The sequence below is a fragment of the Pseudomonas sp. FSL L8-0168 genome, assembly GCF_037976155.1.
GTDB lineage: Bacteria > Pseudomonadota > Gammaproteobacteria > Pseudomonadales > Pseudomonadaceae > Aquipseudomonas > Aquipseudomonas paracarnis.
Window position 1 is genome coordinate 4,629,630 of record NZ_CP150262.1, and the last position, 14,977, is coordinate 4,644,606.

The window sequence follows — 14,977 nt, forward strand, 5'->3', positions numbered from 1 at the left end:
CTTTTCCATCAACCTTTGTGTAGCAATGAGGTTGCATGGATCAGGCCAACGCTGTGATTGAGCGGATAGTTGTTAAATCAATCAGTTGCGCAAAAAGTGATGGCCGTTAGCCTGTTTTATTCTGCACGACCCGGGGCGAACCCTGCGGCGTTCTGCACGATTCAAACCCCAAAGCGGTTGCGGTAATCGCTGGGGGACAGGCCGGTGATTTTCTTGAAAATGGTACGAAAGGCACCGGGGTCTTGATAGCCCACGGTCCAGGCAATGTGATCGATGGTGCCGTTGGTGAACTCCAGCATCTGCCGCGCCTTGCCGACCCGCAGGTGTTGGCAGTACTCAGTGGGTTTCAATCCGGTGGCGCTGCGAAAGCGCCGCAGAAAGGTGCGCTCTTCCAGGTTCGCCTCCTGCGCCATCGCTGCCACGGACACGTCCACCGCGCCACTGGCTTGCAGCCAATGCTGGACCTTGAGGACCGCACCATCACCGTGCCTGAGAAGCGGCGCAAAGTTACTACCACATTGGCTGGCGCTGGCGCTGTGTTCGATCACCAGAAAACGCGCCGTATCGGCCGCCACGCTCGGGCCCATCAGCCGGTCGACCAGGCGCAGGCCCAGTTCGGACCAGGCCATCAGCCCCGCGGAAGTGATCAGGTCGCCGTCATCGACAATGGGTTTATCCGCTTCCAGGCGCACCGCCGGGTAACTGGCCGCAAAAGACTTCGCGGAGGACCAGTGGGTGGTGGCGCTGCGGCCATCCAACAGGCCGCTGCGCGCCAGCATGATCGAGCCGATGCACACGCCGCCCAGCACGGTGCCGCCCGCATGTTGCAGGCGCAGCCATTCCAGCAGCGCCGGCGGCGCCTGGTCTTCGGTGAACTCTGCAATCGAGGGCGGCACCAACACGGCCATCATCGGTTGGTCGGGGCCTGGGTGGCTGTCGAACGTGCGCGCGGGCGTGCCGTGGGCATCTACCTGCCAGTGGCTGACCCGCAGCAGCGGTAATTGCGCAGATTCATGCTCGGCGGCGATGCGGTTAGCGACCCCGAACAGGTCGGTCAGCCCGTGGACTGCGGCGAGTTGCGCGCCCTGGTAGATCAACACACCCAGCTCGACAGTGCTGCGTTGCGCGGCCATTGTCAGTTTTCCCCCTGTTATTGTCGGTGCGGCCAATTCTCGGCGTGATCGCCAGCTAAGATACTAGGCCCATCAACCCATCACGAGGCAACACACATGGCCAAGCAGGCGCTCATCCTAATCGATATCCAGAACGACTACTTCCCCCAGGGCAAGTGGCCGCTCGACGGCGTGGAAGCCGCAGCGGACAAGGCGGCGCAGGTGCTCCAGGCGTTTCGACAAGCAGGCGATGCGGTGATTCATGTACGGCATGAGTTCGCTGGCGACGACGCACCGTTCTTCACACCGGGCTCCGAAGGCGCGCACTTGCATGCCAAGGTGCTCAACGAGGGCGAGGAACCGGTGGTGCTCAAACACTTCGTGAATGCGTTTCGCCAAACCAACCTGCGCGAACTGCTGGAACAGCGCAGCATCACCGACGTGGTGGTGGTAGGCAGCATGAGCCATATGTGCATTGACGCCGTGGTACGGGCGGCGGCGGACCTGGGCTACAAGGTTACGGTGATCCATGATGCCTGCGCGACCCGCGACCAGGAATTCAACGGGCAGGTGATTCCGGCGGCGCAGGTGCACGGGGCGTACATGGCCTCCCTGGCCTTTGGCTATGCGGGTGTGGTGTCGGCAGAGGAATATTTGAAGGCCCAAGCAGCGGCCGCGTGACCGCCAATCAGGCCGATCGCTTTAGCGTGTGGCGATGATGAACAGGCGCGGAAAGGGCAACAACACCGTGCCATCGGCCAGGGCGGGATAAGCCTGGGTAATTCGCGCCTGGTATTGCTGCAGGAAGGCGGCTTTTTCATCGTCGGTCAACGGCGCAAGAAAAGGCCGCAATGCCGAAGCCTTGAACCACTCCACCACCGCCGTGTGGTCCGCCAACGGGTGGTGATAGGTGGTGCGCCATACATCCACGGTACTGCAATACTTGCTCAACAGTTCGTAGTAGTAACTGGCGGTGTGCCGCTCATTGTGTTTGACCGCCCCTATCTTCGCCGACCACGGGCCATCGGCCGCAACTTCACGGGCCAGGCGATGGGCGGGCTCGTCAAGGTTGTCCGGGGTTTGCACCGCCAGCGTACCGCCTGGGTTCAGTTGGTGGACCAAGTGCGGGTAGAGCGTGGCGTGGTCGGGCAGCCATTGCAGCGAGGCATTGGCCAGAATCACATCCAAGCGTTGCGCAGGATGCCAGGCGCCGATATCTGCCAGCTCGAAGTTCAACCTGGGCAGGCGCTTGCGGGCGTCTACCAACATGTCATCGGAGCTGTCCATGCCAGTGACGTGCGCTTGGGGGAAACGCTCGGCCAGCACTTCGGTGGAGTTTCCCGGCCCGCACCCCAGGTCGACTGCGGTGCCCACGTCGGTGTTGGGAATTGCCGCAATCAGGTCACGGACAGGGCGAGTGCGCTGCTGTTCGAACATCGTGTACTGCTTGGCGGACCAGGTCATCACAGCCTTCCTTCTTTCTTAGAGGTGGCGACAGCCTAAATCTTGTGAGCCATGAGAACAAATGCTGGGGTTGGTGTGCTGCCTGCAAAAAGGCAGCGCGTGCACCGACGCCTGTTCATCGCCCATAAAAAAACCCCGATGCTTTCGCTATCGGGGGTTTTGTTTGTTCAGGGTCGGTCTTGGACCTTAGAACGGGATATCGTCATCAAAGCTGTCGAAATCCTGAGCCGGTTGCGGAGCAGCCTGCTGTGGTGCAGGGCGCGACTCACGCTGTGGCTGCTGGCTTGGCTGCGGACGCGACTGCTGTGGGCGCGGTGCCGAGTTGGACATGCCGCCCTGGCCCTGTTGGTCGCCCTGTGGACGGCCGCCCAGCAGTTGCATGGTGCCTTGCATGTCGACCACGATTTCGGTGGTGTAACGCTTGATGCCGTCTTTTTCCCACTCACGGGTTTGCAGTTTGCCTTCGATGTAGACCTGCGAACCTTTGCGCAGGTATTCACCGGCGATCTCTGCGACCTTGCCGAACATCGACACGCGGTGCCATTCGGTCTTCTCGACCTTCTGGCCGGTCTGCTTGTCGGTCCACTGTTCGCTGGTCGCCAGGCTCAGGTTGGTCACGGCGTTACCGTTAGGCAAGTAGCGAACTTCGGGATCCTGGCCGCAAGTACCGACCAATATGACTTTGTTAACCCCACGGGCCATAACGTTCTCCTAGGCTGGGCGCGCTGTCGGCACTGGGTTGACCAGTTGCTCGAGCGTCGCGCGATCCAATAATTCGGTGTCCAATTTGATGTAAATGGCCGCCTCTTCAGCGACCACGACTGCATCCGTTACCCCTACGACAGCCTTCAGGCGCTCTACCAGGCCGGCTTCGCGGATCGCCTCGGGCGATAGCGGCAAACGCAGACTGGTGACGTAGGGAGGTTCGCGCATGGTAACAGCAAAGACCAGCCAAAGTGCAGCCAGCCCGGCGCATCCGAGGAACACAACCGACAAACCGCCATGCTGGAACATCCAGCCGCCCATGATGCCGCCCAACGCAGAACCCAGGAACTGGCTGGTGGAATACACCCCCATGGCCGTGCCCTTACCGCCTGCCGGTGAAACTTTACTGATCAGTGACGGCAACGACGCTTCGAGCAGGTTGAAGGCGGTGAAAAACACCACCGTACCAATCACCAATGCTCGCAGGCTGTCGCCGAACTGCCAGAAGAATAGTTCAGTGAGCATCAATGTCGCGACGGCGCCGAGTAAAACTCGTTTCATTTTGCGTTTCTTCTCGCCATAGATGATGAACGGGATCATGGCGAAGAACGAAATCAACAGCGCAGTGAGGTAGACCCACCAGTGCTGTTCCTTGGGCAGGCCGGCTTTTTCCACCAGGGCCAGGGGCAAGGCGACGAAGCTGCACATCAGCATGGCGTGTAATACGAAGATACCTAAATCCAGGCGCAGCAGGTCCGGGTGCTTGAGCGTCGGCAGCAACGCCTTGCGTGCGACGCCCGATTCACGATGCTGCAGGGTGCCGGTGGAGCGCGGCACCATAAAAGCCACGATCAGGATGCCGAACAACGCCATGCCGCCCGTGGCCAGGAATAGCCCATGCAAGCCGAACGCGCGCGTGAGTAAGGGGCCGACCACCATTGCCACGGCAAACGACAGGCCGATGGTCATGCCGATCATCGCCATGGCCTTGGTGCGGTGTTGTTCGCGGGTCAGGTCCGACAGCAGCGCCATCACGGCGGCGGAAATCGCACCGGCGCCCTGCAGGATGCGCCCGGCGATCACGCCCCAGATCGAATCGGACTGGGCCGCTAGCACACTGCCAAGGGCGAATACGATCAGCCCGAGATAGATCACCGGGCGACGGCCAATGCGGTCGGAAATAATCCCGAACGGGATCTGGAAAATCGCCTGGGTCAGGCCATAGGCACCAATCGCCAGGCCGATCAAGGCGGGGGTCGCCCCTGCGAGATCCATCCCATAGGTGGCCAGCACCGGCAACACCATAAACATGCCCAGCATACGGAAAGCGAACACCAGGGCCAGACCGCTTGCCGCTCGGGTCTCGCCGCTACTCATGCGTTCGCTGTGGGGATCGTGCATGGAAAAACCTCGTGTGAACCGGCGGCGATTCTACCAGTCCCATCGATTGAGAGGGTATATGCGGCGCTTTGCCGCGCAGCTTTCATGTAAGGCTGCAAGCGGCGTTTTGACAGTGTATATTCATCCAGTCTTTAGCCGTATACTCCGCCATCATTTACGCCCGCCGTGCGAGGCCATCTTGGACAAGATCCTGATTCGTGGGGCTAGAACCCACAACCTGAAGAACATCGACCTGACCCTGCCCCGGGACAAACTGATCGTCATCACCGGCTTGTCCGGCTCCGGCAAATCGTCCCTGGCGTTCGACACGCTGTATGCCGAAGGTCAGCGTCGCTATGTGGAATCCCTGTCGGCCTACGCCCGGCAGTTCCTGTCGATGATGGAAAAGCCCGATGTCGACACCATTGAAGGCCTGTCGCCGGCTATTTCCATCGAGCAGAAATCCACGTCCCACAACCCGCGCTCCACCGTGGGTACCATTACCGAAATCTACGACTATCTGCGCCTGCTGTATGCGCGCGTGGGCATTCCGCGCTGCCCGGACCACGATATTCCCCTGGAAGCCCAGACCGTCAGCCAGATGGTCGACCTGGTACTGGCCCAGCCAGAGGGCGCCAAGCTGATGCTGCTGGCGCCCGTCATTCGCGAGCGCAAGGGTGAACACCTGTCGGTCTTCGAAGAACTGCGTGCCCAGGGCTTCGTGCGGGCGCGCATCAACGGCAAGCTCTATGAGCTGGACGAAGCGCCGAAGCTGGACAAGCAGAAAAAGCACTCCATTGACGTGGTGGTCGACCGATTCAAGGTGCGCGCCGACTTGCAGCAGCGTTTGGCGGAATCGTTCGAAACCGCGCTGAAGCTGGCCGATGGCATTGCCCTCGTAGCGCCGATGGACGACGAGCCGGGCGAAGAGATCATCTTCTCCGCGCGCTTTGCGTGCCCCATCTGTGGCCATGCCATCAGTGAGCTGGAACCCAAGCTGTTTTCCTTCAACAACCCGGCCGGCGCCTGCCCGACTTGCGACGGCCTGGGTGTGAAGCAGTTTTTCGATATCAAGCGCCTGGTCAATGGTGACCTGACCCTGGCCGAGGGGGCGATACGCGGATGGGACAGGCGTAACGTCTACTATTTCCAGATGCTCGGGTCATTGGCCTCGCACTACAAGTTCAGCCTGGAAGTGCCGTTCAACCAGCTGCCGGCAGACCAGCAGAAGGTCATTCTGCATGGCAGCGGTTCGCAGAATGTCGACTTCAAGTACCTGAACGACCGTGGCGACATCGTCAAGCGCTCGCACCCGTTCGAAGGCATCGTGCCGAACCTGGAGCGTCGCTACCGCGAGACCGAATCGGCAAGCGTGCGTGAAGAACTGGCAAAATTCCTCAGTACTCAGCCTTGCCCGGATTGCCGTGGCACCCGCCTGCGCCGTGAGGCACGTCACGTGTGGGTGGGCGAGAAGACCCTGCCAGCAGTGACCAACCTGCCGATCGGCGATGCGTGTGAATACTTTGGCGTACTCAAGCTCACCGGGCGACGCGGGGAAATTGCCGACAAGATCCTCAAGGAAATTCGCGAGCGTCTGCAGTTCCTGGTCAACGTTGGCCTGGACTACCTGTCGCTGGACCGTAGCGCCGATACCTTGTCGGGCGGTGAAGCACAGCGAATCCGTCTGGCCAGCCAGATTGGCGCGGGCCTTGTGGGCGTGCTGTATATCCTCGATGAGCCGTCGATTGGCTTGCACCAACGGGATAACGACCGCCTGCTGGGCACGCTGAAACACCTGCGCGATATCGGCAATACCGTGATCGTGGTCGAGCATGATGAAGACGCTATCCGCCTGGCGGACTACGTGGTCGATATCGGCCCGGGCGCGGGTGTGCATGGTGGCCATATCGTTGCCGAGGGCACGCCTGCCGAAGTGATGGCACATCCGGACTCGTTGACCGGCAAGTACCTGTCTGGCCGGGTGAAGATCGAAGTGCCCGCCAAGCGTACGCCGCGCAACAAAAAGATGGCTCTGCACCTCAAGGGCGCGCGCGGGAACAACCTGCGCAATGTCGACCTGGAGATTCCGCTGGGCCTGCTGACCTGCGTGACCGGTGTTTCCGGTTCGGGCAAGTCGACGCTGATCAACAACACCTTGTTCCCACTGAGTGCCACCGCCCTGAACGGCGCGACCACTCTGGAAGCTGCGGCCCACGACAGCATCAAAGGCCTGGAGCATCTGGACAAGGTCGTCGACATCGACCAGAGCCCGATTGGACGCACACCGCGTTCCAACCCAGCCACCTACACCGGGCTGTTTACGCCTATCCGCGAGCTGTTCGCTGGCGTACCCGAGTCGCGCTCACGAGGTTATGGGCCGGGCCGGTTCTCGTTCAACGTCAAGGGTGGGCGCTGCGAAGCCTGCCAGGGCGACGGCCTGATCAAGGTGGAGATGCACTTCCTCCCCGACATCTACGTGCCGTGCGATGTGTGCAAGAGCAAGCGCTACAACCGCGAGACCCTGGAGATCAAGTACAAGGGCAAGAGCATCCATGAAACCCTGGAGATGACAATCGAGGAAGCTCGCGAGTTCTTCGACGCCGTGCCGGCGTTGGCGCGCAAGCTGCAGACGCTAATGGATGTAGGCCTGTCGTACATCAAGCTGGGGCAATCAGCGACCACGCTGTCGGGTGGTGAAGCGCAGCGGGTCAAGCTGTCTCGCGAGCTGTCCAAGCGTGATACCGGCAAAACCTTGTACATCCTCGATGAGCCGACCACTGGCCTGCACTTCGCGGATATTCAGCAGTTGCTGGACGTACTTCACCGCTTGCGGGACCACGGCAATACCGTGGTGGTGATTGAGCACAACCTTGATGTGATCAAGACGGCCGACTGGTTGGTAGACCTGGGGCCGGAAGGTGGTTCGAAGGGTGGCCAGATCATCGCAGTGGGCACGCCAGAGCAGGTTTCCGAAATGCCGCAGTCGCACACCGGTTACTACCTGAAACCATTGCTGGAACGCGATCGGGCCTGATCTTTTCATCGTCCAATAAAAAGCCCCTGCCACTTTGCGGTGACAGGGGCTTTTTTATAGCCGGGAATCAGAACTGCGATTGCAGGTAATTCTCCAGGCCGATCAGCTTGATCAGGCCCAACTGCTTTTCCAGCCAGTAGGTGTGATCTTCTTCGGTGTCATTCAACTGCACCCGCAGTATTTCCCGGGTGACATAGTCGTTGTGCTGCTCACAAAGCTCGATGCCCTTACAGAGTGCAGCACGGACCTTGTACTCAAGGCGAAGATCGGCAGCGAGCATGTCAGGCACTGTGGTACCCACGTCCAGATCATCAGGACGCATACGCGGCGTGCCTTCGAGCATCAGAATGCGGCGCATCAGGGCATCAGCGTGCTGTGCCTCTTCTTCCATTTCGTGGTTGATACGCTCGTAGAGCTCGGTAAAGCCCCAGTCTTCGTACATACGCGAATGGATGAAATATTGGTCACGAGCTGCCAGTTCGCCCGTCAGCAACGTGTTGAGGTAATCGATTACGTCGGGGTGACCTTGCATCGCCCTACATCTCCCTGCTTGAAAGACTGTAGTTTGAACCATGCTGACTTGAAGGTCACGGGACAAACGGCAGAAAAGTGAAGATTTCCGGAGAAAAGTAGCTGAAATAACGCAAAAACCGCCCAAATGAGGGCGGTTCTGCTTATCGTTTAGAGTCAGTTAAGCGATACACCCAGTGCCTTTGCGATTGCTTCTCCATAAGCCGGGTCGGCCTTATAGAAGTGCTGCAGTTGACGCTGGACCACATCGCTGGAAACCCCAGCCATAGCGCCCGCGATGTTATTGGTGAGCAGGGCTTTCTGCTCATCATTCATCAGACGGAACAGCGCACCGGCGTGGCTGTAGTAGTCCGTATCTTCGCGATGATCGTAGCGATCAGCCGCGCCGCTCAGGGTCAATGCTGGCTCTGCATACTGCGGGGCTTGCTTGGGCGCATCGGCATAGCTGTTTGGCTCGTAGTTCGGAGCCGCACCGCCGTTACTACCGAAAGCCATGGAGCCGTCACGCTGGTAGCTGTTAACCGGGCTACGTGGTGCGTTCACCGGCAGTTGCTGGTGGTTGGTGCCCACACGGTAGCGGTGCGCATCGGCGTAGGCAAAAACCCGACCTTGCAGCATACGGTCCGGCGACAGGCCAACGCCTGGGACCATGTTGCTTGGGCCAAATGCGGCCTGCTCGACTTCGGCGAAGTAGTTCTGCGGATTACGATTGAGCTCCAACTCACCCACTTCAATCAACGGGAATTCTTTTTGCGACCAGGTCTTGGTCACGTCAAACGGGTTCTCGTAATGGGCGTTCGCCTGTGCCTCGGTCATGATCTGGATGCACACGCGCCACTTGGGGAAGTCACCGCGCTCGATTGCACCAAACAGATCACGCTGGGCGTAATCAGGATCGGTTCCCGCCAAGCGGGCGGCCTCGGCCGGCGCCAGGTTCTTGATGCCTTGCTTAGTCTTGTAGTGCCACTTCACCCAATGACGCTCACCCTGGGCATTGATCAAACTGTAAGTGTGGCTGCCGAAACCATGCATGTGGCGATAGCCGTCCGGGATGCCACGGTCCGAAAACAGAATGGTGACCTGATGCAGCGCCTCTGGTGAGTGCGACCAGAAGTCCCACATCATCTGCGCGCTTTTAAGGTTGCTCTGCGGCAGGCGTTTCTGGGTGTGGATAAAATCCGGGAATTTCAGCGGATCACGAATAAAGAACACGGGAGTGTTGTTACCCACGATGTCCCAGTTACCCTCTTCGGTATAGAACTTCAGGGCAAAGCCACGTGGATCACGTTCAGTGTCAGCAGAACCGCGCTCACCGCCTACAGTGGAGAATCGCAGGAATGTCGGCGTTTGCTTGCCAACAGATTCGAACAGCTTGGCGCTGGTGTATTGGGTGATGTCCCGGGTGACTGTGAACGTACCGTAGGCGCCCGATCCTTTGGCGTGCACGCGACGCTCAGGGATGTTTTCACGGTTGAAGTGAGCGAGCTTCTCGATCAGGTGGAAATCGTCGAGTAACAACGGACCACGAGGGCCCGCGGAACGGGAGTTCTGGTTATCCGCAACGGGAGCACCGCTGGCGGTGGTAAGGACTTTATTCTGGCTCATGCTCAATCTTCCTCAGGTCGGACTTGGAACTGCCGGCTAATCGGCTTGGAGGGAGTATTGATCATCAACACCACGCCTACAAATTCATTAAATTGCAGGCATCGATAGAGAATAACTAACAACACTCCGTTCGCTATAGTGCAGCGCCCGGCCTATGGAAGCTTGTATAAGTTGCGCTTTTGTTACGCGCACAAAAAACCGGGCACTAGGCCCGGTTCTTCGTTGCAGCTTGTCGTCTTACTCGGCGCTTACAGCTTCGCCGGCAGTAGCACGATCAACCAACTCGACGTACGCCATAGGCGCGTTGTCGCCAGCGCGGAAACCGCACTTGAGGATGCGCAGGTAGCCACCCTCACGGGTAGCGTAACGCTTGCCCAGGTCGTTGAAGAGCTTACCAACGATAGCTTTCGAACGAGTACGGTCGAAAGCCAGACGGCGGTTAGCCAGGCTGTCTGTCTTGGCCAAAGTGATCAGCGGCTCAGCAACGCGACGCAGTTCTTTAGCTTTCGGCAGTGTAGTTTTGATCAGCTCGTGCTCGAACAGCGACACCGCCATGTTTTGGAACATGGCCTTGCGGTGCGAGCTGGTACGGCTCAGGTGACGACCACTTTTACGATGACGCATGGTTCATTCCTTACCAAACTCACGTTCGGTGATTACGACGATCAGGCAGTCGCCTTGTCGTCCTTCTTAAGACTTGCAGGCGGCCAGTTGTCGAGGCGCATGCCGAGGGACAGACCGCGGGAGGCCAGAACGTCCTTGATTTCAGTCAAGGATTTCTTGCCCAGGTTCGGAGTCTTCAACAGTTCTACTTCGGTGCGCTGGATCAGGTCACCGATGTAGTAAATGTTTTCCGCCTTAAGGCAGTTAGCCGAACGTACAGTCAGTTCCAGATCGTCAACCGGGCGAAGCAGGATCGGATCGATCTCGTCTTCCTGCTCGATTACCACTGGTTCGCTGTCACCTTTGAGGTCGACGAACGCAGCCAACTGCTGTTGCAGAATGGTTGCAGCGCGGCGGATAGCCTCTTCAGGATCCAGGGTACCGTTGGTTTCCAGATCAATAACCAGCTTGTCCAGGTTAGTACGCTGCTCGACACGGGCGTTTTCCACCACGTATGCGATACGGCGAACCGGGCTGAACGAAGAGTCAAGCTGCAAGCGACCAATGCTGCGGCTTTCGTCTTCATCGCTCTGACGCGAGTCGGCCGGTTCATAACCACGACCACGAGCTACAGTGAGCTTCATGTTCAGGGCGCCGTTAGACGCCAGGTTAGCGATTACGTGATCGGGGTTAACGATCTCGACATCATGATCCAGCTGAATATCGGCAGCGGTAACCACCCCCGAACCCTTCTTCGACAAGGTCAGCGTAACTTCGTCACGGCCGTGCAGCTTGATAGCCAGACCTTTAAGGTTCAACAGGATTTCAATTACGTCTTCCTGTACACCTTCGATGGCGCTGTACTCGTGGAGCACACCGTCAATCTCGGCCTCGACTACTGCACAGCCGGGCATTGAGGACAACAGGATGCGGCGCAGCGCGTTGCCCAGGGTGTGGCCAAAACCACGCTCGAGAGGCTCGAGAGTAATTTTGGCGCGGGTTGGACTGACAACCTGCACATCAATGTGGCGGGGTGTCAGGAACTCATTTACCGAAATCTGCATGGATGCACCTATTTTCTAGCCCTTACTTGGAGTAGAGCTCGACAATCAGGCTTTCGTTGATGTCGGCGGACAGATCACTGCGAGCAGGAACGTTCTTGAAAACGCCCGACTTCTTCTCAGTGTCTACTTCTACCCATTCTACGCGGCCACGTTGGGCACACAGATCGAGAGCTTGGACAATGCGAAGTTGGTTTTTTGCTTTCTCGCGAACTGCGACCACGTCACCAGCACGAACCTGGTAGGACGGAACGTTTACGGTCTGACCGTTAACGCTGATCGACTTGTGCGATACCAGCTGACGGGATTCGGCACGAGTCGAACCGAAGCCCATACGGTATACAACGTTGTCCAGACGGCATTCGAGCAGTTGCAGCAGGTTTTCACCGGTTGCACCTTTCTTGCCAGCAGCTTCTTTGTAGTAGCCGCTGAACTGACGCTCGAGAACGCCGTAGATACGACGGACCTTCTGCTTTTCACGCAGTTGGGTGCCGTAGTCGGACTGGCGACCGCGGCGTTGGCCGTGGATACCAGGTGCTGCTTCAATGTTGCACTTCGATTCGATCGCGCGCACGCCGCTCTTCAGGAAGAGATCGGTGCCTTCGCGACGAGCGAGTTTGCATTTTGGACCAATGTAACGAGCCATTCTTTACAATCTCCTGGATTACACGCGGCGCTTCTTCGGCGGACGGCACCCGTTGTGCGGGATTGGCGTCACGTCGGTGATGCTGGCGATCTTATAGCCACAGCCGTTCAAAGCACGGACAGCAGACTCACGACCTGGACCTGGACCCTTGACGTTAACGTCGAGGTTTTTCAGGCCGTATTCCAGCGCAGCTTGACCAGCACGTTCAGCAGCTACTTGAGCAGCAAACGGGGTGGACTTGCGGGAACCGCGGAAACCCGAACCACCGGAGGTAGCCCAAGAAAGCGCGTTACCTTGACGGTCGGTGATGGTCACGATTGTGTTGTTAAAAGATGCATGGATGTGGGCGATGCCATCAACCACTGTCTTTTTAACTTTTTTACGAGGACGAGCAGCAGGTTTTGCCATGATAATTTTCCTGTCGATTCGCTGGGGCGATTACTTGCGGATCGGCTTACGCGGACCTTTACGGGTACGCGCGTTAGTCTTGGTACGCTGACCGCGTACTGGAAGACCACGACGATGACGCAGACCGCGATAGCAACCGAGGTCCATCAAACGCTTGATTTTCATGTTGATTTCGCGACGCAGGTCACCTTCAGTGGTGAACTTCGCCACTTCGCCACGCAGCTGTTCAATCTGCTCGTCGCTCAGATCCTTGATCTTAGCGGCTGGGTTTACCCCAGCAACTGCGCAAATTTTCTGCGCAGTAGTGCGACCAACACCATAGATGTAGGTCAGCGAGATAACAGTGTGCTTGTTATCTGGAATGTTAACGCCTGCAATACGGGCCATTCAGTGGGACTCCAATTGACAGCTACCTACGCCCCGGAAGCCAAGAAATAGGGCGCGAGATAATATCGCTGTAATAACAAATAATCAACCCGGCAGCGCACTAGCTGCCGGGCTTCAAGCGGATCACACTCAGCCTTGGCGCTGTTTGTGACGCGGTTCCGCGCTGCAAATTACTCGAACAACACCTTCGCGGCGAATAATCTTGCAGTTACGGCACAGCTTTTTCACCGATGCACGAACTTTCATCACCAACTCCTCGAACCTTATGGGGTACTCAGCGCAACATGCCGCTGCCGTAGCCCTTCAGGTTGGCTTTCTTCATCAGGGATTCGTACTGGTGCGAAACGAGGTGCGATTGTACTTGGGACATGAAGTCCATCACAACCACGACCACGATCAGCAACGAGGTCCCGCCAAGGTAGAACGGAACGTTTGCTGCAACCACCAGGAACTGGGGCAACAAGCACACGGCCGTCATATATAGAGCACCGAACAGGGTCAAACGAGTCAGAACGCCATCAATGTAGCGTGCCGACTGCTCACCTGGACGGATGCCCGGAATAAAGGCACCGGACTTCTTCAGGTTTTCCGCTACGTCTTTCGGATTGAACATCAACGCCGTATAGAAGAAGCAGAAGAAAATAATCCCTGCACTAAACAGCAGAATATTCAACGGCTGACCAGGAGCGATCGACTGAGAGAGGTCCTGCAGCCAGCCCATATTTTCAGACTGACCAAACCAGGTACCCAACGAAGCCGGAAACAGCAAGATGCTGCTCGCGAAAATTGCCGGAATAACACCGGCCATATTCACTTTCAGCGGCAAGTGGCTGGTCTGCGCAGCGAAGACCTTACGGCCCTGCTGACGCTTGGCGTAGTGAACAGCAATACGACGCTGGCCACGCTCAATGAACACCACAAAACCGATAATCGCTACTGCCAGCAAACCGATGGCAACCAAGGCGAAGATATTGATATCACCCTGACGCGCAGACTCGAAAGACTGCCCGATTGCTCTCGGAAGACCGGCGACGATACCTGCGAAAATCAACATCGAGATACCGTTGCCAACACCACGCTCAGTAATCTGCTCACCCAGCCACATCATGAACATCGCACCAGCCACAAACGTGGATACCGCGACGAAATGGAAGCCAAAGTCACCAGTGAACGCAACGCCCTGCCCCGCCAGGCCAACGGACATGCCGATAGCTTGAACCAGGGCGAGGACGACAGTGCCGTAGCGGGTGTACTGGCTAATCTTGCGACGGCCAGCTTCACCTTCCTTCTTCAACTGCTCCAGCTGCGGGCTGACGGCTGTCATCAGTTGCATGATGATCGATGCCGAAATGTACGGCATGATCCCCAGTGCAAAGATGCTCATCCGCTCCAGCGCGCCGCCGGAAAACATGTTGAACAAGCTAAGAATGGTCCCCTCATTCTGTCGAAACAGGTCTGCGAGTCGGTCCGGGTTGATACCTGGAACCGGGATGTGTGCGCCTATTCGGTAGACGATAATCGCCAGGAACAGAAAACGCAGACGAGCCCAAAGTTCAGACATACCGCCTTTGCCGAGCGCTGAGAGAGCACCTTGCTTAGCCATTTATTCCTCGAACTTGCCGCCAGCTGCTTCGATAGCCGAACGCGCACCTTTGGTGGCGCCGATTCCCTTGCCGATAGTGACAGCGCGAGTCACTTCACCGGACAGCATGATTTTCACACGCTGTACGTTGACGTTGATCACGTTGGCATCTTTCAGGGTCTGCACAGTAACGATGTCGCCTTCCACTTTAGCCAGCTCGGACAGACGCACTTCTGCGCGATCCATGGCTTTCAGGGATACGAAACCGAACTTAGGCAGGCGACGATGCAGCGGCTGTTGACCGCCTTCAAAGCCTGGAGCAATGGTGCCACCGGAGCGGGAGGTTTGACCCTTGTGGCCACGGCCACCGGTCTTACCCAAACCACTACCGATACCACGGCCCGGACGATGCTTTTCGCGACGGGAACCCGGCGCTGGACTCAGATCATTGAGTTTCAT

16 protein-coding genes are annotated in these 14,977 nt (G+C 57.9%); 2 read left to right on the top strand and 14 right to left on the bottom strand.

Translation table 11 applies throughout. The features are described from left to right. Positions 1–161: 161 nt before the first annotated feature. A complete protein-coding gene (locus MHH62_RS21255; protein ID WP_020302449.1) occupies positions 162–1,133 on the bottom strand; it encodes a GlxA family transcriptional regulator in 972 nt (323 codons plus the stop codon). 96 nt (positions 1,134–1,229) lie between these two features. Here MHH62_RS21255 and MHH62_RS21260 point away from each other — a divergent pair, with 96 nt between their 5' ends. Continuing rightward, positions 1,230–1,793: a cysteine hydrolase family protein gene (locus MHH62_RS21260; RefSeq protein ID WP_014720147.1), complete on the top strand. Its 564-nt coding sequence runs from the start codon at positions 1,230–1,232 to the stop codon at positions 1,791–1,793. Between the two features lie 21 nt (positions 1,794–1,814). Here the strand turns inward: MHH62_RS21260 and tam are convergent, their stop codons facing one another. From tam to MHH62_RS21275, 3 genes are all read right to left on the bottom strand, one after another. Next, complete coding sequence (tam, locus tag MHH62_RS21265; protein WP_020302450.1) at positions 1,815–2,576, bottom strand: trans-aconitate 2-methyltransferase; 762 nt, start codon at positions 2,574–2,576, stop codon at positions 1,815–1,817. A 186-nt stretch (positions 2,577–2,762) separates the two neighbouring features. After that, complete coding sequence (locus MHH62_RS21270; RefSeq protein ID WP_020302451.1) at positions 2,763–3,278, bottom strand: single-stranded DNA-binding protein; 516 nt, start codon at positions 3,276–3,278, stop codon at positions 2,763–2,765. A gap of 9 nt (positions 3,279–3,287) precedes the next feature. Next, positions 3,288–4,682 (bottom strand): MFS transporter, encoded by a 1,395-nt coding sequence (locus MHH62_RS21275; RefSeq protein ID WP_014720149.1) that lies wholly within the window; start codon positions 4,680–4,682, stop codon positions 3,288–3,290. 178 nt (positions 4,683–4,860) lie between these two features. On the opposite strand from MHH62_RS21275, the gene uvrA reads away from it, so the two are divergent. Then, entirely contained in the window at positions 4,861–7,695 is a 2,835-nt protein-coding gene (gene uvrA, locus MHH62_RS21280) for an excinuclease ABC subunit UvrA (RefSeq protein WP_014720150.1), read from the top strand. A gap of 67 nt (positions 7,696–7,762) precedes the next feature. Here uvrA and bfr read toward each other — a convergent pair whose 3' ends face one another. The 10 genes from bfr to rplO all read right to left on the bottom strand — a co-directional run bounded on the left by bfr (position 7,763) and on the right by rplO (position 14,977). Beyond that, a complete protein-coding gene (gene bfr / locus MHH62_RS21285) occupies positions 7,763–8,227 on the bottom strand; it encodes a bacterioferritin (protein WP_003176400.1) in 465 nt (154 codons plus the stop codon). 155 nt (positions 8,228–8,382) lie between these two features. Then, complete coding sequence (locus MHH62_RS21290) at positions 8,383–9,831, bottom strand: catalase (RefSeq protein ID WP_166406268.1); 1,449 nt, start codon at positions 9,829–9,831, stop codon at positions 8,383–8,385. A 237-nt stretch (positions 9,832–10,068) separates the two neighbouring features. Beyond that, positions 10,069–10,455: a 50S ribosomal protein L17 gene (gene rplQ, locus MHH62_RS21295; protein WP_003176402.1), complete on the bottom strand. Its 387-nt coding sequence runs from the start codon at positions 10,453–10,455 to the stop codon at positions 10,069–10,071. A 41-nt stretch (positions 10,456–10,496) separates the two neighbouring features. Continuing rightward, the gene (gene rpoA, locus MHH62_RS21300; RefSeq protein WP_003176403.1) at positions 10,497–11,498 is read right to left on the bottom strand and encodes a DNA-directed RNA polymerase subunit alpha; all 1,002 of its coding nucleotides are present in this window, start codon (positions 11,496–11,498) and stop codon (positions 10,497–10,499) included. Between the two features lie 22 nt (positions 11,499–11,520). Beyond that, entirely contained in the window at positions 11,521–12,141 is a 621-nt protein-coding gene (gene rpsD / locus MHH62_RS21305) for a 30S ribosomal protein S4 (protein WP_003176404.1), read from the bottom strand. 18 nt (positions 12,142–12,159) lie between these two features. Further along, positions 12,160–12,549 (bottom strand): 30S ribosomal protein S11, encoded by a 390-nt coding sequence (gene rpsK, locus MHH62_RS21310; protein ID WP_002555466.1) that lies wholly within the window; start codon positions 12,547–12,549, stop codon positions 12,160–12,162. A 30-nt stretch (positions 12,550–12,579) separates the two neighbouring features. Beyond that, a complete protein-coding gene (gene rpsM / locus MHH62_RS21315; RefSeq protein WP_003194635.1) occupies positions 12,580–12,936 on the bottom strand; it encodes a 30S ribosomal protein S13 in 357 nt (118 codons plus the stop codon). Positions 12,937–13,065: 129 nt separating this feature from the next. After that, positions 13,066–13,182, bottom strand: a complete 117-nt coding sequence (rpmJ, locus tag MHH62_RS21320) for a 50S ribosomal protein L36 (RefSeq protein ID WP_002555468.1) — start codon at positions 13,180–13,182, stop codon at positions 13,066–13,068. Between the two features lie 28 nt (positions 13,183–13,210). Further along, entirely contained in the window at positions 13,211–14,539 is a 1,329-nt protein-coding gene (secY, locus tag MHH62_RS21325) for a preprotein translocase subunit SecY (RefSeq protein ID WP_003194637.1), read from the bottom strand. Beyond that, on the bottom strand, positions 14,540–14,977 hold the full coding sequence (gene rplO, locus MHH62_RS21330; RefSeq protein WP_003176407.1) for a 50S ribosomal protein L15: 438 nt from the start codon (positions 14,975–14,977) through the stop codon (positions 14,540–14,542).

Bases quoted from the DNA above. Each gene is read 5' to 3' on its own strand.
- MHH62_RS21255 (WP_020302449.1), bottom strand. From the start codon at position 1,133: ATGGCCGCGCAACGCAGCACTGTCGAGCTGGGTGTGTTGATCTACCAG.
- MHH62_RS21260 (WP_014720147.1), top strand. From the start codon at position 1,230: ATGGCCAAGCAGGCGCTCATCCTAATCGATATCCAGAACGACTACTTC.
- tam (WP_020302450.1), bottom strand. From the start codon at position 2,576: ATGACCTGGTCCGCCAAGCAGTACACGATGTTCGAACAGCAGCGCACT.
- MHH62_RS21270 (WP_020302451.1), bottom strand. From the start codon at position 3,278: ATGGCCCGTGGGGTTAACAAAGTCATATTGGTCGGTACTTGCGGCCAG.
- MHH62_RS21275 (WP_014720149.1), bottom strand. From the start codon at position 4,682: ATGCACGATCCCCACAGCGAACGCATGAGTAGCGGCGAGACCCGAGCG.
- bfr (WP_003176400.1), bottom strand. From the start codon at position 8,227: ATGCAAGGTCACCCCGACGTAATCGATTACCTCAACACGTTGCTGACG.
- MHH62_RS21290 (WP_166406268.1), bottom strand. From the start codon at position 9,831: ATGAGCCAGAATAAAGTCCTTACCACCGCCAGCGGTGCTCCCGTTGCG.
- rplQ (WP_003176402.1), bottom strand. From the start codon at position 10,455: ATGCGTCATCGTAAAAGTGGTCGTCACCTGAGCCGTACCAGCTCGCAC.
- rpoA (WP_003176403.1), bottom strand. From the start codon at position 11,498: ATGCAGATTTCGGTAAATGAGTTCCTGACACCCCGCCACATTGATGTG.
- rpsD (WP_003176404.1), bottom strand. From the start codon at position 12,141: ATGGCTCGTTACATTGGTCCAAAATGCAAACTCGCTCGTCGCGAAGGC.
- rpsK (WP_002555466.1), bottom strand. From the start codon at position 12,549: ATGGCAAAACCTGCTGCTCGTCCTCGTAAAAAAGTTAAAAAGACAGTG.
- rpsM (WP_003194635.1), bottom strand. From the start codon at position 12,936: ATGGCCCGTATTGCAGGCGTTAACATTCCAGATAACAAGCACACTGTT.
- rpmJ (WP_002555468.1), bottom strand. From the start codon at position 13,182: ATGAAAGTTCGTGCATCGGTGAAAAAGCTGTGCCGTAACTGCAAGATT.
- secY (WP_003194637.1), bottom strand. From the start codon at position 14,539: ATGGCTAAGCAAGGTGCTCTCTCAGCGCTCGGCAAAGGCGGTATGTCT.
- rplO (WP_003176407.1), bottom strand. From the start codon at position 14,977: ATGAAACTCAATGATCTGAGTCCAGCGCCGGGTTCCCGTCGCGAAAAG.